Source organism: Saccharibacillus kuerlensis DSM 22868, assembly GCF_000378145.1.
Taxonomy (GTDB): Bacteria; Bacillota; Bacilli; order Paenibacillales; family Paenibacillaceae; genus Saccharibacillus; species Saccharibacillus kuerlensis.
Map to the genome: position 1 here is coordinate 1 of NZ_KB899317.1, position 21979 is coordinate 21979.

Sequence of the window (21979 nt, forward strand, 5' to 3'; positions counted from 1 at the left end):
GTAGAAGGCGTAATTGCCGGAGTAGGCGTTGTAGCAGTTGGAGCAGGCCTGGTTGCCTTCACTTAATCCACAGTAGAAGAGCAGCAGCAGAAAACTGAATTTTTGAAAATTCAAAATTAAAAAACTAAACCCAATCAAAGGAGCGATTAACAATGGAAAATATGCTGAATGTACAACTGGAAGAACTGGAAGAGGTAGCGGCACCGGGAGACGGAGCGTTTATCGGCGGAGTCGTTGTAGGTGCTCTCATTGGCGGCGGTCTGATCGCTTTTACATAAGAGCCGCTTCAGCATCAAGAGCATCGAATTTTTGAAAGTTCAAACTAACCTAAATTTGAGGAGGAAACAAAAATGAACGAACAAAACGCACTGGATCTGGAACTGTTGGAGAATGTAGAAGCGCCGGGAAGTGGAAGAGACTTCGTAACGGGCGTAATTGCCGGAGTAGGCGTTGTAGCAGCTGGAGCAGGCCTGGTTGCTTTCACTTAATCCTTAGTAGAAGAGAGTAAGCAGCAGTAGTAGAAGAAAATTAAACTTTTAAACATTCAAAACCCAAAAAGGAGAGATTAAAAATGGAAAAAAACACAAACTTGCATATCGAGGAAATGGAATCTATGGATGCACCGGGATGGACAGAAGTCGGAATCGCTTTTGGTACGGGAGTAGCAATTGGCGGAGCGATCGTCGCTTTTACCTAAGCCCTTCTTAAATCATTTTTAACCAAAACCAAAACCAAACACTAAATCCAGTCAAAGGAGCGATTAACAATGGAAAGCATGCTGAATGTACAACTGGAAGAACTGGAAGAGGTAGCGGCACCGGGAAGCGGAGCGTTCGCTGGCGGGGTTGTTGTAGGTGCTCTTATTGGCGGCGGTCTGATCGCTTTTACGTAAAGAGTATTTTCGACAAACGCAAAGCGCAGGGACGGAAATACTCGTAACCCAATCAAAATTCAATTAAAACCGAGGAGGAATTTTAAAATGAATGAACAAAACGCACTGGATCTGGAACTGTTGGAGAACGTAGAAGCGCCGGGAAGTTCAAGAGACTTCGTAGAGGGCGTAATTGCCGGAGTGGGCGTTGTAGCAGTTGGAGCAGGTTTGGTCGCTTTCACTTAATAACAGATACGTTCAGCTTTATTAACGCAGGATCGTGTGGGGCATAGGGGGCTCATTCCGCCGCAGCAGCGGCAGCCGTACGGCGGAAAGCCCCGTTCTTTTTAAAAGGTTGAGAAACAAAATTGCACAATGAACGAATGAATGCGAACCGCGTATCTATTCTAAAGATCGAAGGTGATGAAAATTGAGTCAAGCGGCGGATTTTATCGAATTTCATGAGACCGAAAATAATTCTTTTACGATTAAACATAAATTGTTGAACAAATACATTAAAGTCGGACAGCGGGAAGCGGAGTTTCTGAAACTGATGCTGAACGAGCCGCAAGAAAGCGAGCGGGAACGTCTTTATACCGGAGAGCTGACTGCACCGGAAAGGCGCTATCTGGCTGGAAAATTCGAAGAATGGGGCTTTCTTCAAGGAGAAGCTGCGGGAACCTCTGATAAGAAAAGGGATATGACGCTGATCAAGCTCTTACGTGTCAATCCGGATGCTTGGCTGGAAAGAAGACTTGGATTAATTCGTCTTCTTCTGCATCCAGTCGCAATCGGTGCTTACACACTGCTGATGCTGGGCGCGATGTACATGATGATGTCCGATCCAGGACTGATTGGCCGTCTTTCGCTCTCAGGACTTGGTGTAAAAGAAGCGCTTATCATTTATCTGATGATGGTTGCAACGACGGCTTTTCACGAAATGTCTCATGCAGCGGTATGCAAGAAATATGGCGGCAGCGTTCCGGAAACCGGCGTGATGCTGTTCTACTTCGGACCGGCGATGTTCTGCGATGTCAGTTCGACTTATCTGTTCAAGAAGAAACGTCATAAACTGGCTGTCCTGTTTGCCGGAATCTACAGCCAATGGATGATGACGGCCGTATCGGCGGCTGCATTCTACGGACTGCTGTACGCAGGAATAGAAGTTCCTCTGCTGTTCTACTACTCGATCGCGAACCTGGGCATGAGCCTGTTAAATCTCATTCCGCTCGTCAAACTCGACGGGTACTGGATGCTGAGTCACTCGCTGGGTATTGTCAATCTTAGACAGAAAGCTTTCCGCTTTGTTTTCGGCTGGCTCCTTCCCCGCAAAGAGCGCAAGAATAATCGTAAGTCGGTACGTCCTTTCGAAAAGGGAGTACTTCTTCTGTACGGGATTGCAGCTGCTGCATTCACTCCGCTGTTCTGGGGTTGGGGCGTATATCAGCTTGTCGATCGGCTGCAGCCTTATATCGGGATAGCTGCCTATGGAGTCGCTTCGATTCTGCTGATCATGCTGACCGTACATGCCATGAAGTTCTGGAAGACGCTGCGAGAGCCGGTCTGATTCCGGCTTGAATAGCGAATAGTCAGGAGGGAAAACAATGAAGCGGGATACCATAGAAGCGCTGCCTAATCAGATCAAAGATGTAGAGACACTATTCCAAGATGCGGAGCCGACAGAAGAAGGGCTGCCGAATAACTTCCTCGGCAGACTGAGTGGCAAACGGGTGCTCGTCACGGGTGCCGGAAGAGGGATAGGTGCCAAGGTAGCTGAAAGTTTTGCCAGAGAAGGAGCGTCACTTGTCATAACAGAAGTTCCTAGCGAAATGGAGCGCCTGAACGACGTGGCTTATAAACTTCAGCAGACGTACGGAAGGGAAACAAAAAGCTTAGCGCTCGATATTCGCAGTAGCGAATCCATTGCCGAGTGTGCAGGCAGGCTGAAGACCGACGCGCTGGACATCGATTATCTGGTGAACAATGCCGGCGTGAACATGCTTGTGCCAGCGCTTGAAGTGACGCCGCAGCAGTGGGACCTGGTTATGGATATCAACTTGAAGGGAACCTTTTTCCTGACGCAGCAGATTGCCAAGGGAATGGTCAAGCGCAGAAACGGTTCGATCGTAATGTTAGCTTCTCAGCACGGCGTGGTCGCCAACGAGAACCGTGCGCCGTACTGCGCCAGCAAGGCAGGACTTGTTCATCTGACCAAAGCATTGGCGCTTGAATGGGCCAAATACGGGATTCGGGTCAATGCGGTCTCGCCGACCTTTGTGGCTACGGAAGCGAATCGGGAGCATGTGGAAGATCCAAGGTTCCGGCGTATGAGTCTTCCGAAGATTCCGCTGCGCAAGCTGGCGGTGCCTTCGGATATTGCGGAAGCGGTGCTGTTCCTGGCATCGGAGCAAGCCGGCATGATTACCGGACACAATCTGATCGTGGATGGCGGCTGGACAGTCGCCTGATCGTTAAATCATAACGGAACGTTAAGTCTCAACTGATCATTAAATCTCAATAAGAGAAGGGGAGAGTATCATGTATTTCGGAATTTTCAAAGATCTGCGCAGCCTGAACCTGCCGGATAGCCACGATATGGATTTGTATGAAGGGTATTACTCGGAATTCTATGAGGCGCTGACAGATCGGACCGAGTACGATATCGAATTGTTAGCGAATCAAGCGGAACGGGTACGGGGACAGGGCCGGATCTTGGAATTGGCCTGCGGATCGGGCAGAGTATTGATCCAGCTTGCCGGCCGCGGACACTCGGTAATCGGTCTGGATCTCTCGCCGGATATGCTGAACTTGTATCGCCGCAAAGGAGCCCGCCTGCCGCAGGACGTAAGAGAACGCATTGAAGTTGGCCAAGCGGATATGACGAACTTCTCCTGCGACGAAAAATATCCGTTGATCGTCTTGTCGGCGACGAGCGTCAGCCTGCTGCCGGATACCGCCGCACTGGAGCGGATGCTCGAGACCGTCTATGCCCACCTGGAAGAGGGCGGACGTTTCGTGTTCGATTACGTTTATGAGAACAGCGTACATAATCGCGAGATGCGGGGAGGCAAGGTAGACGGCGTGACGATCGACCTTGGCCCGGATCATAAACAATTCGTCTTGATGGGCGAGCACGAGGAGCATGAATCTCGTACGGCAGTCATGAACTTTTACGCGGAAGTAGTAAGGGATGGAAGTACGCGACGCTACTTCGGCTCAACCTCCAAGAAGTTCTTCCCTGAGGCGGAGATTATGGAATGTGTCCGCCGTTCTTCCCTGCAGCTGGTTGAAACGCATACCTATCCAGCTGGCGAAGCTCCGGTCCGCTGCCTGGTACTGGAGAAGGGGCGGGTGTCCTAATGAGCAGATATCTCATTCTTCATAGCGAACAAGATCGAGTGAAGGCCGAGAAGATCGCAGGTATTCTGCGCGGGACGGGCTTGTCGGCCCGGTTGGCCAAATCGTTGGACGAGCAGGACGAAGCGCCTGAACTGACGATTGTGCTCGGAAGCGAGGAACGCATGTCGGAATGGAATGTTGTTGCTAACCGTAGAGGACTCAGCTGGCTGCCGGTACGCTTCAACCGGCTTGGCGGCTCGCTCGGGCCGCTTGTCGTACCAGGCGTCACGGCCTGCCATGAATGTTTGAAACAGCGGATGGTGTCGCTGTCCAGTCCATCCGTGCTGGAAGCGGAATCTGGATTTGAATTGTCCTGGCAAATTTTTGCCGGTATTGCCGCACTTGAAGTCGTAAAATGGTCGTCGCGCCATAAGAGCAGCTTTGCTCCCTTGACGCTGGGGCATCTGCTGGAATTCGATGCTTTCCATATCGAAGGTGAATTGTCGGCCGTGCATCGTGTTCCGACATGTCCGGTCTGCGGAGTGCGCCGGGTGGCAGGTCTGGCTGCGCAGCCGTGGAGAGAAGCTTCGCTGGCGGTGCAGGTATGAGCCGGCCGCTGGTTCGCCGTTCCGCATCCGCCGCTGCGGCTGCAGGTGTGCCTCGGGCACTGGCTGCAACGCTCGGAAGCAGGGGCGGGATCGTCAAAGGGCTGATGAATATCAATCCCGATCCAGAAGATCCCGAACTGTTTCTGAGCTTGGCAATTCCCGGCAATCCTAAAGGCTTCGTTCCCGGTCAGGAAGGGCTGATCGACTTTTTTGCCAGCGGCATGGGCCGTACGCCGGAAGAAGCGAATACGTCGGCTGTCGCGGAAGCGGTAGAGCGCTATTGCTCCGCTTATGTACAGCCGGACCGTACAGTATTGGCTTCATGGAAAGAGCTTGGCACAGATGCTCTCCATCCGAATGACATACCGCTCTTTACCGCAGAGCAGCATGCCGATCCTTCATTCCCGTATCGGCCCTTTACCGAAGACAGCAGAATTCGGTGGTTTGAGGCCCACAGCTTGACTCGCGGCCGCAATGTATATGTACCGGCAGCACTAACTTGGGATTCTTACCAGCCGATGACTTCGGAGGAAGAAGCGGTTTGCTTCGGACTGATGACCGGCTCGGCAGCCGGATCGACGATCGAGCAGGCGATGCTCGGCGGACTGCTCGAAATTATCGAGCGAGATTCGTTTATGATTATGTGGTACAACCGGCTGCAGATGCCGGGAATTGACCTTACCGGCTCGGCGGTATGCGAACCGTTCCGTGCACTGTTGGACGAACGCCGCTTCCGGCTTGATCTGGTCGATACGACATCGGATATCGGCGTTCCTTCCGTCTTTGGGCTTCTGCGTACAAGTGACGGCAAAGTTTCCTTCGGAGGCGCAGCGCGCTGTACGCTTGAAGAAGCCGTATCCAAGACGTTAATGGAGATTAGCCAATTGTATATGGGCAACAAAGCGCAGATCTATGCTTCGGGTGTTCCGACCTTATATGCCGATGAAATTATCGATTATGGTATGCGTCTGCCTTACTATGAACAGCCGGAGGCTATTCGGGAACTTGAGTTCACCTGCGCGGCTCCCAAAACCCGGACATTGTCACCAGCTTCAAACGGCGACAAGACGTCGCACGCCGAGCAGCTTCAACAGGTGATAGCCCGGCTTGAAGCCCGGGGACTGGAAGTCATCTGCGCCGACGTTACAACCGAAGATGCACGGGCACTCGGCCTTCATGTAGTTAAGATGATCGTGCCGGGAACTGTTCAGCTTCCGCGCAGTGAACGCGAGCGCCTAATCGGCAGCCGTCGAATTTTCGAAGTTCCGGTTCTGAGCGGATATCGGACATCTGCGATCCGACCGAATGATCTGAACGCTGCTCCGCATCCTTTTCCTTGAGAGGAGATTATCTGATGAATCTTAAATTTAATGACTGGAGATCGGATCGGGAGCTCGACGAAGAACGTCTCTCGCTAGTTTATCATTCCGGCTCTGCCCATCATCCCGAATTGGACGTGCTGTTAAGAGCTCGGATGAAGATGCTCAGCAGTCTGTTCCGGCAGATGAACGGACAAGCTGCCGCAGCCAAACGATATTTTGGTTCACTGTCGCTGCCGACAAGCGAGGCTGTACTTCCAAACGGATTGCAGGAGTGGCTGCATGCTTATGCCGAGGCGGAAGACACAATGCCAAGCCGACCTTTCGAGGATGTGCTCAGATTGAAAGAATCGGCGGGATTTTTACCCGATGAGTTGGACTTATATGTCATTTGCCGGACGGAAGAGAACGAATATGCGTGCTACCATGTAGAAGAGAATGCCCGTGTTTTGCAGCCTTGTGGTCGTCCGTGGGTTGTCAGCCTGGAAGAAGCTTTCCCGCCAGGACTACTGACAGGCACGCCGCAGGCGATCTGGTTTGCCGCCGCAAACCTGCATCGTTCGCACAAGCTGCTTGGAGAGCGGGGTTATCGCTACAGCCTTTTGGAAGCAGGTCGTCTGACCGAGAAAATTCAAAGCTGCGCGCCGCAGTCGGTAAGTGCAGCACCGATCGCGACCTTCTACGACGAAAGAGTTAACGAATGGCTTGGATTGGATGGCTTATACGAAGCGGCTCTATCCGCTATTGTCATGTATGAAAAAGAATGAGTCGTTTGCTTTAGAGGACCTTTCCATTTAGGGAAGGTCTTTTTGTTTAGAAGAATAAAGAAATTAGTAGATATCTTGCTATTGGAATAAAGAGGGTTTGCAATTAAAATAGGGAAGGGATTCAAGAAAGTCCTGATGGCAAACGACAAGGGGGAGCTTGCGTTGGATTGGAGTACAAAGATTGCGGAAACTTTGATGCAGGGAATCGAAAAGGGGTTTAATCAAGCCCAGCTTCGAGAAATGGCCGTCGAATGTGCATCGTACAAGCTGGCGAACCGAACTTTATTCGGAAATCTGACCGTGCTTCATTACCGGATGTACGGGGGAGAAGGCGAGGAGATCTGGGAAGCGGCCGCTGCAGTCGAAGCGTTGGTTCTATCGCTAGACATGATTGATGATCTGCAGGACGGTGATAACGATAAAGTTCCATGGAGCGCAATGCGCGGTGATATTGCACTTAATATCGCGCTTGGATTCGTGTTTTTGGCTCAACATATGCTGCTTCAAACGAATTTTTCGCCTGAGCGCAAGCATGCGGCGGCAGCGCTGCTCAATGCCCAGTCGCTCACAACGGTTGGCGGCCAGATGACCGACCTGTTAAATAAGCTTCAGACTGAAGAAGAATATATGGAGATGATCTCCGGCAAATCGGCTTCCCTGCTCGTGATGGCTTCTCAGTTAGGAACGCTGCTTGCCTGCGGCGAGACCAAGATTGAGACTACCGAATTTGCTCTGCAGCTCGGTATAGCGGCCCAGATGAAGAATGATATTCTCGATATCACTAACCATTCAGGCAAGAACGACTTTTGGAACCGTAAGCGGACTCTGCCGGTTCTGATGCTGCTCGATTATCTGGAGGGAGAAAATCATTGGGCATCCGATTACTTCGAAGGCAGATTGAGCTATGAGGAAGTGAAAGACAAATCGAAAGAATTTGAGGAAGCGCTTGAACAGTCGGGTGCTCTCGCTTATGCTTCGGTAAGAATGCGGATCGCTTATTACCGCTGCTTGGAAATTGTGGAAACTCTCCCGGTCGAAACTGATTATAAGCGGACACTCGACGAAATGATCCGCGCTTAATAGTCCCATTCGCTTCGCTTGCAGGATCGCTTGCGTCCCCGCAATTTTACCGCAAAGACATTTGCGGGAATTGTCGTGGATGTTGTCGTTTTCCGTTTCTTCCTGCGCTGGTATAGTGAAGTCAAGCCAAGCACGGGACCCACCCAGAGCAATTTTACTTCCGATCCCCGGTAAGGCGGGCAGCTTTAAGTAAGGACAATGCCTACTGTATCCATTCTAATTTACGGAGGGTGATCGGAAGTGTTAAAAGAAGCGATTGCGATGCTTACAAAAAACAAAGGTACATGGCTGGAATTTCAATCGGGACAAATGCAGTTTGCTGGGCTTGGAGCTTTAGAGCAGCGGGCGTTAAAAGATATATTTTGTAAAAGCGAAGAAGAGGATTTATTGAGAAGTAAAGCATTGTGTGTATGGGATTAAAAATTGAGTATTTGTAAATTGGAGGATTGAATGTTGAAAAAATGGGGTTGGTCAATTGCTTTACTGCTATACATAATCATTGTGGCACAATATATATATACAGCTGCGGCAGTTCCGTTGATAGGGGCTGAAGTTCAACCGCAACAAAATGGAAAATATATTGTAAATTCAATTACACCTGGATATTGGGGGGATAAGAATCTTCATATAGGAGATGTGATCGATGAGGTAAATGGACGTTCTCCAATTGAGCATTACACGATTCGACATTACAGCGTAATTGAACGTATTCATTCAATTACGGTAACAAATGCTGAAAATAGAATGCAAACTTACGAGTTGAATCGACCACCTTTAAATGAATCATTAGGGACGATGGTTACTCCACTCGTTGCAGCTGTTTTATTTCTTTTATTTGTTCTAATACTTAGGCGTTACAGCTACAAAGACTCATCTAGTTTCTTACTTGCATTATTCTTTTTAATCACAGGAGCAGCTTACCTCGGAGGATATATCGTTGATCGGAGAGAACCGTTTGGTATTATTTTATTCAATTTTTTATTTTTAATGGTGCCTATTATTTTTATCCATTTTATGAATAAGTATCTTATCCGCTTTGGTGAACAGCTGGCATCCCGAAGTTGGTTGATTTTCTTCTATGGATGTCTAGGTTTGCAAATGTTAATTAGTCTTATTCGAGATTTGGTTGATCGTAATTTAGTTATCGTATTTTCTCCATTATTTACTGTTTTTTTTGCTATACCTAATATTTTTGTTGTTATTCGGCTTATTCAAAAATATCGCAAGCATCGCAAAGGAGATTTGAGTTCTCTCTTTAAGCTGACTTTAATCACGCATACGCTGGCATTTTCGCCGTTTATCATCTTATACAGTCTGCCGCGGCTGGTCGGATTCCATCTTATTTCGGTGGAAGCAGCGACCGCATTTCTATTAGTTTTGCCGATTGCTTACATGTACATGCTGATGACCCGACGCATTTTTGATGTAAATTTCGTCTTGAGCCGGTTATCCTATCATGCGTCGATCGCTATCGTGCCGTCCGCTCTGATGGCATTGCTGGGCATATGGATCGTCCGCAGCGAAGTCTCGAGTGGTCTCGGCGCTGCTCGAATGTTCCTAATCTTCTACCTGGTGCTGGTCGTACTGTTATTCGCCAAGGAATCGCTGGATCGCAGGCTTCGGCGCGGAGGAAGCGGGATGAACATAGGAGGGAGCTTTGAGCGGTTTTCCCATAACATTGCGCGTGTAATGAAGCGAGCTGATCTGGAGCGTGCATTGGAACAGGAGATTCAGAAAAGTATTCGCGTGCCAGCTCTGCAATTTTTGGATTGGGATGCCTCTATGGATGAGGTGCCAATCGAGGTGCTGAATCCTCAGGAGCGCCGTGAGATCGCGGAATCGCTTCGCCGCAAAGAAGATCTGCTCGTTCCGGGTTCGCTGACAATACTGCATCGTGGTGCCTGTATAGTCATGGGTCGCAAAGGCGATCAAGCTTATTTGCTCTGGCTGGACGATAAAGCCGATCATACCCGCTACAATCCCGATGAACGCAATTGGTTGGGGACGCTGGCTAATTACAGTTCCATTGTGTCCGAGAACCTGTATCTGGTCGAGGGACTTATCGGGAGCCTAGAAGCGGAAATGAAAAAACACGGCGACACTCCAGGCTGGGTCCTCCGGCTGGTCTTCAATCTATCAGAGAACGAGCGGCGACGGCTTGCATCGGATCTGCACGATTCCGCACTTCAGGATCAGATCATTTGGCTGCGGCGGCTGGAGACGGCTATCGTAGACTATGAGATGAACGCTCCGCTAAAAGGTGAGTTGGAGCAGATCAAGGAAGGACTGCTCGACGTTATTCATCAGATTCGCGAGACCTGCAACGAACTTCGTCCGCCTTTGTTGATGGAAATGGGACTGAAGCAGTCGCTGGAGCAGCTGTTCGCCGAAGCGCAGATGAGAGCGAATTATACGGTTGATTTCCAGGCGGAAGGTATTGATGGCGTTCTCGACGACGAGCAGACATTGGCCATCTACCGGATTACCCAGGAGCTGCTGCGAAATGCAGCTAAGCATGCGAATGCGTCGCGCGTGGAAATCACGCTGTTCGCTGATGAAGAATCGCTCCGTTATCACTACCGGGATAACGGCGTAGGCATGAACGAGGCGGACGCTGCCGATTCGTTCAGCCATATGGGGATGGCCGGAATGAAGGAAAGAGTCAGAAGTTTCGATGGGATATTTGAATGGCATTCTGAACCAGGGGCCGGTATGGAGACGGAGATTACGATTCCGCTCCGCAGCCGTCCTGATTCGTTATATGAGGAGGTAGTCCAATGATTAAAATTCTGTTGGTCGACGATCATCCTTCTGTAGGGGAAGGAACCAAGCTGCTGTTGGAACAAGATCCCGAAGTACGGGTCACTTCTTTATCTCTGCCGATGGCAGCGCTGGAACTGCTGCAGACGGAGGAATTTGATGTTTTGTTATTTGACTTAAATATGCCGGGTATCAGTGGATTAGAGCTCACCAAACGCGTCGTAGCCGAGCAGCCGAACAGCCGGGTGCTGATTTATACGGGCTACGATATTAGTCCGCACTTTAACGTCTTGATTGATTCGGGCGTCTCAGGCTTCGTCAGCAAGACTGCAAGCCGGGAGCAGCTGCTTACCGCAATCCGCTGCGTGATGCGCGACGAAGCGATCATTCCCGTGCAGCTGCTGCGGCAGCTGCGGCGCAGCGATATTCGCGTCTCGCCTCGCGAGGACAAGACGCTGGAGACCGTATCGATCAACGAACGTGAACAAGAAATTTTGCAGGAAGTGGCCAACGGGCGCAGCAACAAGGACATCGCCGCCAAGCTGCTTATGAGTCAGCGTACTGTCGAATACAGCCTGACGCGGGTATTCGAGAAGCTTGGCGTACGCTCTCGCTCGGAAGCGATTGCGGAAGCAAGACGAATCGGGCTGCTATCCGAAAACACTATTTTTTAACCTTAATAAGCTTGGCAAGCAGTCCCCGTTTCGAAATGAGACGGGGACTTTGCGTCTATGTTAAAGGGGGAATTTCCGCAAATCCCTACCGCAAAGTGCTTCTGCAGACCGCAAAATCAGGAACAAGCATTTGCGGAAATTACAGAAACGGTTGTCGTTTTCCAACAACGAACAGGCTGGTATAGTGAAATTAAGCCAAGAGGCGCTGCGCTTTGCCGCAGAGAAAGACATCCACGAATCGGATTATTTTTCCAAAAGAAGGATTGACAATGAGGCGAAGTCGGAATATAGTGTGCATATAAACATACACAGTAATCACTGTGAGCGCACAGGAAATTGAAATGAAATTTACCGACTCGATGAGCCTCGGGAAATTTGAGCCGGATGCGGTTCTATTAAGCTATTATTCGGAAGGAGCGAATGACGTGACACTTTCAATCAATCAATTGGGCAAGCAGTACGGAGGCAACTACGTTGTAGACAATGTAACGCTGGAGGTTAAAGCCGGCCAAGCATTCGGACTTCTTGGAGGCAATGGAGCAGGCAAGACGACGACAATCCGTTCGGTACTGGGATTGCTGGAATATGACCGAGGCGCAGTGCTCTGGAACGGTAAGTCGTTTCTCGAAAATCGTCCAAGTGTCGGCTATCTGCCGGAAGAACGCGGACTGTATCCGAAAGAAACGGTTAGCGAGCAGCTTACATATCTGGCCCGTCTGGAGGGCATGAAGAAAGGCGATGCGAAGAAGGCGCTTAAGATGTGGTTAGAACGCCTCGGTATCTCTGAACACGAAAACAAGCGTGTCGAACAGCTTTCCAAAGGCAATCAGCAGAAGGTACAGATCATCTCGGCGCTGATCCATGATCCGGAACTGGTCATCCTGGACGAACCGTTCAGCGGACTGGATCCTGTCAATGCGGACATGTTGGCTTCGGTCGTCAAGGAGCAGATTGCACTCGGCAAAGCGCTGGTCTTCTGCAGTCACCAGATGATGCAGGTTGAACAGTTCTGCGAGAACATCTGCATTATGAAGAGAGGCCGGATGCAGATTAACGGCAAGCTGTCCGATATCAAGAGCTCGTACGGACGCAACAATCTGATCCTGCGAAGCGAAACGGATCTGGCTCCGTTTCTGGAACGGAAAGGACTGTCGGATATTCGCCGCGATGCGCAGGAATGGACGATCAAAGTACAAGACGAGTCGCAGGCGCACGAATTGATGCGGGAACTGGGTCAAGCTGGTGTACCGATGCTCAAGTTCGAACTGAAGGAACCGTCGCTGCATGAAATCTTTATTGAAAAGGTGGGAGAAGCAGTATGAAACCATTTGGAATCGTATTCGGACACTCGTTTAAGGGGCGCGTTCGCTCCAAATCCTTCAAATTGATGACTATTTTTATGGTGGCGGTCATTGCAGCCATCGTCTTGATCCCGAGGTTCCTCGGCGGGCAGGCACTGACAGAAGGCACGGTCGCGGTCGTCAACAACTCGCCGCTTCCGGTTGAAGCCAGCGAGCTGACCTCTAGCGTGTCGCCGATCTATGAATGGAAAATGGTGCAGGAGAGTGAACTGGCGGCGGAGCAGCAGCTGCTGCAAGACGAGAAGTTGGCGGCTGTCGTCGTCATTGAACGCGGTGCGGATGCTGCAGCGGCCCCGCATATCATACTGTCGGTTAACCGGCAGGATGATGTGACCTTTGCTCCAAATCTGTCGGCTTACGTTGAGCGTCTGAATGTGAACGACCGTGTGGAGTCGCTGGCGTTGACGACCGAACAGGCCGCGGCGCTGAGTGTACAGCCGGCCTTTGAACTTAATGAGCTGAATGCCGGAGCCAAATCGCTTGCTGAGATCTATATGCCGGTGTATGCGCTACTGATGACCATGTTCTTCATGATCTATTTGTTCGCCGGCACTGTCGCGACTTCAGTCTCTGTGGAGAAAGGATCACGCATTCAGGAAATTTTGATTACCAAAGTCAGCCCGGTACAGCTGCTGGCGGGCAAGGTCTTGGGCGTAGGCCTGGCGGGCATGCTGCAGTTTGCGATTATTTTCGGCTCGGGTGCTCTGCTGGTGACATTCGGCGGAGCCGGAGAAAGCTTATCGCTGGCAGGCCTTTCGTTCGACCTATCAATTTTTGATGGACGGATGCTGGCTGTGGCCGCTGCCCTGTTCATACTCGGTTACTTCTTCTATGCGACGCTGTTTGCCGCAGCCGGTTCGATTGTCAGCCGGAGCGAAGAGCTGAGCCAGGCTATGATGCCGATTTCGCTGCTGCTGTTCGTTGGATTTATCATGGCAATGATCACGATTCGCGATCCGAATGGAACGCTAGCTGTCATCTCCTCGTACATTCCGTTCGTAACGCCAATGGTCCTGCTGGTCCGAGTCGGCGCTGGAGAGCCGGCACTGATGGAGATCGTACTGCCAATCCTAGTTCTCGCGGTCTCGACGCTGCTCGTCGGACTGCTGTCAGCCAAGATCTACCGCGGCGGCGTGCTGCTGTACGGACAGAAGCCGTCGATCGGTACCATGCTGAAGATGCTAGGCGTATCCAACAAACCGTCTCGTCCGCAGGCTGGATCTTCTGCACAAGCCGGTAAAACGAGCGACGCGGCCTAATGCCCGCTGCCCTGCCGGCTTGAAACGAAAATGGACACAGGAAGAGGGCCGGAGTTCCGGCCGTCTTCCTGCGTTATTGAACTTTTCGAAGCAAACGGGAGGGATAAGAATGGGCTTATTCAAAAAGATTGCGCCACCCGTAATCGGTGCGGTAATCGGCTGGTTCGGCTTTCTCGCACTCAAGAATTTGCTGGAGATGGGCGGGTCGTCACTGTTTGAAGAAATCGGAGCCCGAGCGCCTCAATTCACCGGGTTTTGGTTGACTGCCGCTTGGCTGCTCGGAATGGCTGTGCTCGCGATGTTCACCATCCTGCTGCATGAATTTGGTCATGTTCTGGCCGCTCTACTGGTCGGAAGCCGAGTTACACGGCTGTACTGGGGACCTTTTATCCTCTTGTTCCCGGAACGCCGGCTGCGTTTTACTTTCAGGAATAAGCTTTTCTTCGGTGCCATGCAGAATGAAATCGGGGCTTATAGAGATGAAGCTTCATTTAACAGAGCGATTCGTCGACAGCAGATCGTCTATGCGGGGGGACCTGCTTTCAGTCTGGTGACAGGGCTGATTGCTCTGATCCTGGCCCCATCCTTATGGAGTCTGCCCGGCGGATATGGCGTATTTTCCGTCGCAATCGGGCTGGCCACACTGTTCAGCGACGGCACAAGTGCAGTCATGCTCGGCCGCCGGAATTTTGCACTGATGACCGGTTGGACGCTGCTCGTTCAGGATAAGCGGATGGATGCAGAGAAAAGGGACGTTCTGGAAGAAGCCAGCGTGCGCTATCTGCAAAAAGTATTGGATTCTCCGATTCCCTCCAAGGGACGAAATTTGTACGATCTGTATCTGCTGTATGACGCAAAACTGATGGAGATCAGTGGGACAGTGGTAGACCGGCTAACCCATGAAGTAGGGACGAGCTGGGCCGAAAGAGAGACTATAGCGGCTTCGAAAACCAAAATCCCCAAAATGCGGCGCGATGTCATGATGATGATTTTGGGTGAAGAAGTTGTACGGCTGTGCGAAGCGGGTGAGCGGGACAAAGCCGAGGTGCTGTATGAACAGATCGGCGGTCGGGAGAATAGGCTCTCGCCGCTGCTGCTTAAAGCAAAGGCTTATATAGAAGGAACTGGGCCGGCAGTCGATGCGTACATGGAATCGGTCCGGTCAATGCGGAGTGATATTGCTTCGTTTGGCGCCTTCTACGAATATGAGGAACATCGCTTGCGGCGTGCGGGGCTGTCTAAACGTTAATCTGCTTCTGCTCAACTCTACCCATACTTTTTTCTGCCTATTACATTCCTACAAACTACCTACAAAAGGAGCGATTACTTATGTACGAATACAATATTGTCCGAATCGAAATGGGAGCTTTGAAAGGCAAACCGAAAGAGGATCATCACGAGATCATTCATGCCCATGCCCGCGAAGGTTGGCGTCTGGTCCAGCTGTTTGCTCCACCGGCTATGGGATACGGAACGTCGACGTTTATGGAGCTATATTTCGAGCGGGAGATTAAGGCTTGACCGTTGTCCTACGTAAACGTTGCAATAAGAAGAACAGAAGAACCGCATACCTCCGGGTATGCGGTTTTTGCGTTTTTTAAACAAAATTTAAACTTGAAGTCGCCTATCCTTTAACCTTGCCTCCTTATCATAAGAATCAACGATAAGAAAACGAGAGGTGAGGGACGTGACAGATATGATGATTGAGACCCGGAATTTGATGAAAAAGTATAAAGGAACGCGGGCGGTGGATGCGCTGAATTTGGCGATTCCGCAGGGCGAGATTTACGGATTTCTCGGCCCGAACGGTGCAGGAAAAACGACAACCATTCGGATGCTGCTTGGACTGATCAAGCCTGACAGCGGCGTGGTGCAGATCTTCGGAAAAGATTTACGAAAGGATCGGCTCCAGATTCTGCGCCGTGTCGGTTCGCTGGTTGAATATCCGTCTTATTACGGTCATCTGAACGCGATCGAGAATCTGGAGACAATCCGCCGCATTCTGAATGTGCCGAAAAGCCGTATTCACGAGGTGCTGGCTACGGTTGGACTGACAAAGGATGCCAAACGTGTGGTGAAAGGCTATTCGCTCGGCATGAAGCAGCGGCTTGGCATCGCAACGGCTCTGCTTGGCAGTCCAGAACTGCTCATTCTGGACGAGCCGACAAACGGTCTGGACCCGTCGGGTATTCTGGAAATCCGCGAGCTGATCAAAAAGATGCCGAAGGAACAGGGCATCACCGTACTCGTATCCAGTCACCTGCTGAGTGAAGTCGAACAGATGGCGAGCAGCGTAGGCATTGTTAATCAGGGAAGAATGATCTTCCAGGACAGTATGCCCAATCTGCAGCGCAAAGCCGGCAGCGAAATCTACATCGCGCTGTCCGATGCGGAAGCCGGGGTCGTTACTGCACGCGAACTGGGATGCTTCCCGCGGTTGGATGATGGCAGGCTGGTGTTCAAGGGTCTCGACAATGGACAGATTGCCCGGCTCGTTGCCGCTCTGGTCGATGCACGGCACAGCATTTACCGTGTTGAGGAGCGCCGCAAGTCGCTGGAGGATCTGTTCCTGACGATGACGGGAAGCGGGGGAGCGGAGACAGATATCAGCCGGATTGATGCGGGACACGGAGCTCCGCGAGCGGTAGGATTACGACGGGAGGCGGCACAATGATCGGATCACTGCTGAGAGCCGACCTGCTCAAGATGCGCCGTACCGGCATTTGGTGGGTGGTCTTCATTGGCCCTATCGGATTGGCGGCCATGCAGGCGCTCAACTTCGGAATGCGTTACGATTATTTGGTAAGGGATCAGTATGCAGCCGATCCTTGGGCTGGGCTGCTGCACAATACGGGGTTGTTCGTACCGATCGCGATCTATCTGGCTATGACGCTGCTGATGGCGATGATCGCCAATATCGAGAACAAGCAGAACTCCTGGAAGCAGACGCTGGCCCTGCCAGTGCGCCGCTCCGCCGTGTTTGCCTCGAAATTTCTGTGCTGTCTGATTCAACTGTTGGTCGCCTGTGTGCTGCTGGCAATTTCGACAGCAGCTGTAGGGCTGGGCCTTGGCTTCGGGACTCCTATTCCGTATTCGGATCTGCTGACTCTTGGTTTGTATCCGATGCTGGCTTCTCTGCCAATGCTCGGGTTCATGCTCTGGGTCACACTGACGCTGCGTAATCAGGCGATCCCGATTTCAATCGGTATCGCGGCTTCCCTCATGTCCGTTTTCGGAGCTTCGATGCCGGAAATCTTCCCGTTGGCTTGGCCGTCGCTGGTCGTTGGAGGATATAAAGTCATGACTTTTGCAGGATGTGGCATTGCGCTGTTTGCCGTCTTATACCTGATCGGTTCCATTCATTTTTCGCGAAAGGACGTGGCCTGATATGAATCAATGGATTGCGGCACTGCGCAGCGAACGGATCAAGCTGGGGCATTCCCGAATTTTGCTGCTGGCGGTGATTGATCCGCTGCTGTGTGTATTGATCGGTCTGACCGCCGGCATGGAAAAAGGGGACTGGATGGGTCTGCTGCTTGCGATGAGCCTGATTCATGCCATGTTCTTTCTGCCGATGCTGACGGGCATTTTCTCTGCCTTTGTCTGCCGCTACGAGCATGAGGGCGGAGGATGGAAGCAAATTCTCTCCCTACCCATTTCGCGGCCTGCCTTGTATTTGGCGAAGCTGCTCGTCGCAGCCGGAGCACTGGCGCTGGCCCAGATTTTGTTCGCAATTTCTGTAGTTCTGGTCGGTCTGTATCAGGGCTTCGATCTATCGCTCATTCCATGGGAGCTGTTCGCGACCCGCCTGCTCGGTGGCTTTGCAGCCTGTCTGCCGCTGGCTGCGCTGCAGCTGTTTGTCTCCACCATGTGGAGCAGTTTCGCTGCCCCACTTGTGCTGAATATGGTTTTCACGGTGCCAAATATTTTGATTGTCAACTCGGCGACTGTAGGTCCGTACTATCCGTGGGCACAGCCTATGCTGGCCATGATGCAGTCGAATATCGATTACAATTTCGGTGCCTTCAATTTGCCTACGCAAAGTCTAATGATTACTGTCGGAGCCAGCTTCCTGCTGTTCCTGACAGCTGGACTTATGTATTTCAATCGAAAGCCGGTATAAGCAAAAAAATCTCCAACGAAATGTTCCGATGCTGCGTTCATAAAAAGCAGGCAGTATGACGAAATTAAAAGAAGAGAAATTAAAAGAAGATAGGCAAGAAGCGAGATAAGTAGGCAGGCAAGAAGACGAGCATAAATGAAAGCAATAAGACAAGCAAGTCTGAAAGATTGTAGGAAGTGCATGCTGTTCCAGTCGCTATGCCAGGCTGGGGCAGTACTTTCCTGCTTACATAAGGAGGTACGGTTCATGAGTTTGATACGAATTTCTGGAGCGACTGCGGTGGCGGCATTCCTGCTGCTCGCTCCGAACTTGAGCAATCCGGGACAGGCTGCAGTGACCGTTAATGCGTCGAACAACCCGAGCCGGGTGCAGACGTACGCGACCGTTGACCGAAGCTTGGCCGATGCGAAAGAGACTGCAGGAACAAACGCTGCTGCTGCAGAAGCTGGATTTTTGGAGATGTACAGCGGAAATCGCAGCAGCACGGAAGGCCATGGAGGAAGCGACAGTATCAGTGATAACGAGGTCAGAATGGAAGCGTCGGGCATGCAGCCAACGACAGAGGGCAGAGGATTTTCCGTGTTCTGCGTCTCTCTGGTCACGTCTTTGGCGCTGATGCTCGGCATTTTTGGCCTGTTTTTTCGCAAAAAAGGATCTGGAAGCTGACTAAAAGGTTAAAGGCTGATGAGTAAAAGCTGATACGAAGGCCGATAAGTAGAAGTAAATGTGGAAAAGTCGAGAGAGAAATGGAAGAAGCGGCCCGGAGACTTTCTCCGGGCCGCTTCTGATTAATTTTTAGATAGTTGATAGCCATTAATTCCACTCTAATCAAGAAGGCTGAGCTGCACTCGCAACTCCCGCACGAATAATATCGCACGAACGCTCGAACAGCACTTGTTCATCTTCGTTCAAGTTAAACTCAATTAATTCTTCGATACCGCTGTCGCCGATAATCGCTGGAACACCAACGCAGACATCCTTCTGGCCGTATTCGCCGTCGAGGATCGCCGATACGGCGATAATGCGATGGTCGTCATTCAAGATGGAACGGGTAATATAAGCGATTGCGCTGCCGATGCCAAACTGCGTCGAGCCTTTGCGGGTGAAGATTTCCCAGCCTGCATCCTTGGTCTTACGTGCGATATCCTGCAGATCGAGATCCGGAAAGCGCAGCTTGTGCTCGTCGACGATATGGAGAATTGGCTTGCCGCCGATCGTAACATGCGACCAGGCGACAAACTGCGATTCGCCGTGCTCGCCCATCGCATAACCGTGCACACTGCGAGGATCAACCTGGAAAACGTCGGCCAGCAGCGTCTTTAGACGAGCAGAGTCGATCGACGTACCTGTGCCGATGACCCGGTGGCGAGGAAGTCCGGACACTTGGGCAGCGATCTGTGTGACGACATCGACCGGATTGGCCGCTACGACGAAGATACCATCGAAGCCGCTGTCCATGACGGAAGTGACGACTTCGCGCGTGATCGAAGCCGCTTCGGCAATAATGTCCATACGCTTCTGTCCGGGTTTGACATTGGCGCCGGCTGTCAATACGACGATATCCGCGTCCGCGCAGTCCGCATACAGCCCTGCCCGGACGCGCGTACGCGTGGAGGTGAAATCGGCGCAGTGGGATAGGTCAAGCGCCTGAGCCAGTGCATATTCATAATTGCGGCTTATAATGACGATTTCATCGCAGATCGATTGATTGATCATAGCGTACGCGCTGCTTGAGCCAACGAGACCTGATCCGATAATAGCGACTTTCCGATTTTTTCTTCCCATTTATACACCTCTTGCCTATTAATATTTTGTATTGAATATAATAAAGTGAAAAGTTTTGTTGTTTACTTTCTTACATGAAACTTTAGAAAACATATTCCTTTTTCATTTTAGCCGATGAAAGAGCGATTGTCAGCCTTAAAATAAACAAATATGTTACAAAAGGTGACATATCATGCGCGGCAATAAACGAAATAAGCCCGATATGGCAGCAAACAACACGAAAGACGAAATGAAAATGGGAAAAGGGCGCTGGAACTGTTAAAGGGTAAATAGATCATGGTGCTTTTTTGCCGCATGGAACGCCGGGAAGCATCCGGTGCAGCGGAGAAGAGCAAACTTTAACGGAGGTGGATCACTTATGACACAGAATCAACGCTTTGTGCTGGCAAGTCGTCCCGACGGAATGCCAACGAGAGACAACTTTGAGCTGAAGACGGAAGAAGTCGGTACGCCGAAGGAAGGAGAAGTTTTGATCGAAACTCTGTACCTGTCAGTTGACCCGTATATGCGAGGACGGATGAACGACAGTAAGTCTTACGCCAAACCTTACGAGATCGGCGGTACATTCGGTGGTGGAGCGGTTGGACGCGTGACAGAGAGCCGTCATGCCTCCTATAAGGAAGGCGATACCGTGCAGGGAGGCTGGGGCTGGCAGACACATCCGGTGGTCAACGGCGATCAGGTTGTTAAGGTCGACCCCGATCTGGCACCGATTCAGACTTCGATCGGTGTGCTGGGAATGCCGGGCCTCACTGCTTACTTCGGTTTGTTGGACATTGGGCAGCCGAAAGAAGGCGAAACGGTTGTCGTATCCGGCGCAGGTGGTGCAGTCGGTATGGTTGTCGGCCAAATTGCGAAGATTAAGGGAGCGCGAGTCATCGGCATTTCCGGTTCGGAAGAAAAAAATCGCTATCTGTCCGAAGAGCTCGGCTTCGACGCTGTGATCAACTACAAGACGGATTCGCTGCCTGAAGCTTTGGAAAAAGCGTGCCCGGACGGTGTCGATGTCTATTTCGATAACGTAGGCGGAGAAATAAGCGACGCCGTATTCCAACTGCTGAACTCGAATGCGCGTGTTCCGATCTGTGGTCAGATCTCTCAGTACAATGTGAAAAATCCGGAGCCGGGCCCTCGCTTCCTTCCATTGTTGTTGACAAGAACAGCACTTGTTAAAGGGTTCCTTGTCAATCAGTATCAGGACCGCTACAGCGAGGCGATTCCCGAAATGGCAGGATGGTTGAAGGATGGAAAATTGAAGTATAAAGAGAACGTGATTGAAGGTTTCGATAAGGCTCCGGAAGCGTTCTTCGGCTTGTTTAGCGGAGAGAATCTGGGCAAACAGCTGGTCAAAGTATAATAAAACAGCCTCTTCCTTCTGGAAGGGGCTGTTTTATTTCCCTTTTATTTTTGTCTGTTTGCCAAATAGGTGTCTGGTTTTGGATGTCTTGAAGACAAGAAAAGACTTGGGTAAAGACTTGGGTAGAAAGCTCTATTTGACGCCACATCATCATTCATTTACTAAGCTAAATATTCATTAGAGTTTCAGAAAAATCCCTCTCCTATTTTGTCTATCTCTATATATTTACATATAAATTAGGTATTTAGAACGGAAAATAAGAAATTGATTTCTAACCCAAATAAAAGTGTGGGAAAATAAGGTATAGCTAAGGAGCACACTGCATAAATCCTACAAGCCCAGCTATGATTTTCCTATACAAACTATATCATTGGAGGTTATTAACACGATGAACAGGAAAAAGTTTGTGACAGGCATTGCAGCGCTGGGTTTTGTAGGAGGAATCTGGCTGCTGCCGGTTCATTCGGCTGATGCTGCTGTTCCCACACAATTAGCGGAAGAGCCTGAAGCTCCGGTAGATGGAAGAGAAGAGCCAGCGGTACCGGAAGAACCGATCGATGAACCGGAAGAGCCAGAGGTACCGGAAGAGCCGATCGATGAACCGGAAGAGCCTGAAGTGCCGGAAGAACCGATCGATGAACCGGAAGAGCCAGAGGTATCGGAAGAGCCGATCGAT

Annotated in this window: 26 protein-coding genes; 25 read left to right on the top strand and 1 reads right to left on the bottom strand. The window is 50.8% G+C overall.

Features of this window, described 5'->3' with window-relative positions; translation table 11 throughout:
* The first annotated feature begins 152 nt into the window (after positions 1–152).
* The 23 genes from F456_RS25050 (at position 153) to F456_RS0120985 (ending at position 18827) form a co-directional block, all read left to right on the top strand.
* Positions 153–278 (top strand): daptide-type RiPP, encoded by a 126-nt coding sequence (locus F456_RS25050; protein ID WP_018978978.1) that lies wholly within the window; start codon positions 153–155, stop codon positions 276–278.
* Between the two features lie 72 nt (positions 279–350).
* The gene (locus F456_RS24605; protein WP_018978979.1) at positions 351–488 is read left to right on the top strand and encodes a daptide-type RiPP; all 138 of its coding nucleotides are present in this window, start codon (positions 351–353) and stop codon (positions 486–488) included.
* Between the two features lie 83 nt (positions 489–571).
* The gene (locus F456_RS25055) at positions 572–697 is read left to right on the top strand and encodes a daptide-type RiPP (RefSeq protein ID WP_018978980.1); all 126 of its coding nucleotides are present in this window, start codon (positions 572–574) and stop codon (positions 695–697) included.
* Between the two features lie 69 nt (positions 698–766).
* Complete coding sequence (locus F456_RS25060; protein ID WP_018978981.1) at positions 767–892, top strand: daptide-type RiPP; 126 nt, start codon at positions 767–769, stop codon at positions 890–892.
* 87 nt (positions 893–979) lie between these two features.
* On the top strand, positions 980–1117 hold the full coding sequence (locus tag F456_RS24610; protein WP_018978982.1) for a daptide-type RiPP: 138 nt from the start codon (positions 980–982) through the stop codon (positions 1115–1117).
* A 184-nt stretch (positions 1118–1301) separates the two neighbouring features.
* Positions 1302–2438, top strand: a complete 1137-nt coding sequence (gene mpaP / locus F456_RS0120900) for a daptide biosynthesis intramembrane metalloprotease (protein WP_018978983.1) — start codon at positions 1302–1304, stop codon at positions 2436–2438.
* 37 nt (positions 2439–2475) lie between these two features.
* Positions 2476–3339, top strand: a complete 864-nt coding sequence (locus F456_RS0120905) for an SDR family NAD(P)-dependent oxidoreductase (protein WP_018978984.1) — start codon at positions 2476–2478, stop codon at positions 3337–3339.
* A gap of 70 nt (positions 3340–3409) precedes the next feature.
* A complete protein-coding gene (gene mpaM / locus F456_RS23845) occupies positions 3410–4231 on the top strand; it encodes a daptide-type RiPP biosynthesis methyltransferase (RefSeq protein ID WP_018978985.1) in 822 nt (273 codons plus the stop codon).
* Positions 4231–4818, top strand: a complete 588-nt coding sequence (locus tag F456_RS0120915; RefSeq protein ID WP_018978986.1) for a TOMM precursor leader peptide-binding protein — start codon at positions 4231–4233, stop codon at positions 4816–4818. Before mpaM ends, F456_RS0120915 begins: the two co-directional genes overlap by 1 nt.
* Complete coding sequence (locus F456_RS0120920; RefSeq protein WP_018978987.1) at positions 4815–6158, top strand: YcaO-like family protein; 1344 nt, start codon at positions 4815–4817, stop codon at positions 6156–6158. The genes F456_RS0120915 and F456_RS0120920 overlap by 4 nt, the downstream gene beginning before the upstream one ends.
* Before the next feature lie 14 nt (positions 6159–6172).
* On the top strand, positions 6173–6904 hold the full coding sequence (locus F456_RS0120925; protein ID WP_018978988.1) for a nitroreductase family protein: 732 nt from the start codon (positions 6173–6175) through the stop codon (positions 6902–6904).
* Between the two features lie 162 nt (positions 6905–7066).
* A complete protein-coding gene (locus F456_RS0120930) occupies positions 7067–7984 on the top strand; it encodes a polyprenyl synthetase family protein (protein ID WP_018978989.1) in 918 nt (305 codons plus the stop codon).
* A 240-nt stretch (positions 7985–8224) separates the two neighbouring features.
* Positions 8225–8404, top strand: coding sequence for a competence pheromone ComX (gene comX, locus F456_RS0120935; RefSeq protein ID WP_018978990.1), 180 nt, complete (start codon positions 8225–8227; stop codon positions 8402–8404).
* 822 nt (positions 8405–9226) lie between these two features.
* Positions 9227–10765, top strand: coding sequence for a sensor histidine kinase (locus tag F456_RS0120940; RefSeq protein ID WP_018978991.1), 1539 nt, complete (start codon positions 9227–9229; stop codon positions 10763–10765).
* Positions 10762–11418: a response regulator transcription factor gene (locus F456_RS0120945; RefSeq protein WP_018978992.1), complete on the top strand. Its 657-nt coding sequence runs from the start codon at positions 10762–10764 to the stop codon at positions 11416–11418. Before F456_RS0120940 ends, F456_RS0120945 begins: the two co-directional genes overlap by 4 nt.
* A 341-nt stretch (positions 11419–11759) precedes the next feature.
* Positions 11760–12740 carry an ABC transporter ATP-binding protein gene (locus tag F456_RS0120950; protein WP_018978993.1) on the top strand — a complete coding sequence of 327 codons (981 nt, stop codon included), beginning with the start codon at positions 11760–11762 and terminating at the stop codon, positions 12738–12740.
* Positions 12737–14038, top strand: coding sequence for an ABC transporter permease (locus F456_RS23850; protein WP_018978994.1), 1302 nt, complete (start codon positions 12737–12739; stop codon positions 14036–14038). Before F456_RS0120950 ends, F456_RS23850 begins: the two co-directional genes overlap by 4 nt.
* Before the next feature lie 109 nt (positions 14039–14147).
* Positions 14148–15287 (top strand): M50 family metallopeptidase, encoded by a 1140-nt coding sequence (locus tag F456_RS0120960; RefSeq protein WP_018978995.1) that lies wholly within the window; start codon positions 14148–14150, stop codon positions 15285–15287.
* Positions 15288–15367: 80 nt separating this feature from the next.
* On the top strand, positions 15368–15559 hold the full coding sequence (locus F456_RS0120965; protein ID WP_018978996.1) for a DUF4177 domain-containing protein: 192 nt from the start codon (positions 15368–15370) through the stop codon (positions 15557–15559).
* A 166-nt stretch (positions 15560–15725) separates the two neighbouring features.
* Positions 15726–16712, top strand: a complete 987-nt coding sequence (locus F456_RS23270) for an ABC transporter ATP-binding protein (protein WP_018978997.1) — start codon at positions 15726–15728, stop codon at positions 16710–16712.
* Positions 16709–17425, top strand: a complete 717-nt coding sequence (locus tag F456_RS0120975; protein WP_018978998.1) for an ABC transporter permease — start codon at positions 16709–16711, stop codon at positions 17423–17425. Before F456_RS23270 ends, F456_RS0120975 begins: the two co-directional genes overlap by 4 nt.
* Position 17426: 1 nt before the next feature.
* Positions 17427–18161 (top strand): ABC transporter permease, encoded by a 735-nt coding sequence (locus F456_RS0120980; protein ID WP_018978999.1) that lies wholly within the window; start codon positions 17427–17429, stop codon positions 18159–18161.
* Between the two features lie 246 nt (positions 18162–18407).
* The gene (locus tag F456_RS0120985; protein WP_018979000.1) at positions 18408–18827 is read left to right on the top strand and encodes a hypothetical protein; all 420 of its coding nucleotides are present in this window, start codon (positions 18408–18410) and stop codon (positions 18825–18827) included.
* Between the two features lie 162 nt (positions 18828–18989).
* Here F456_RS0120985 and F456_RS0120990 read toward each other — a convergent pair whose 3' ends face one another.
* Positions 18990–19946: an L-lactate dehydrogenase gene (locus F456_RS0120990; protein WP_018979001.1), complete on the bottom strand. Its 957-nt coding sequence runs from the start codon at positions 19944–19946 to the stop codon at positions 18990–18992.
* Between the two features lie 358 nt (positions 19947–20304).
* Here F456_RS0120990 and F456_RS0120995 point away from each other — a divergent pair, with 358 nt between their 5' ends.
* Positions 20305–21303: an NADP-dependent oxidoreductase gene (locus F456_RS0120995; protein ID WP_018979002.1), complete on the top strand. Its 999-nt coding sequence runs from the start codon at positions 20305–20307 to the stop codon at positions 21301–21303.
* A 388-nt stretch (positions 21304–21691) separates the two neighbouring features.
* Positions 21692–21979, top strand: a 288-nt coding sequence (locus F456_RS23855) for a hypothetical protein (protein ID WP_018979003.1), incomplete at its 3' end; no start/stop codon positions are given.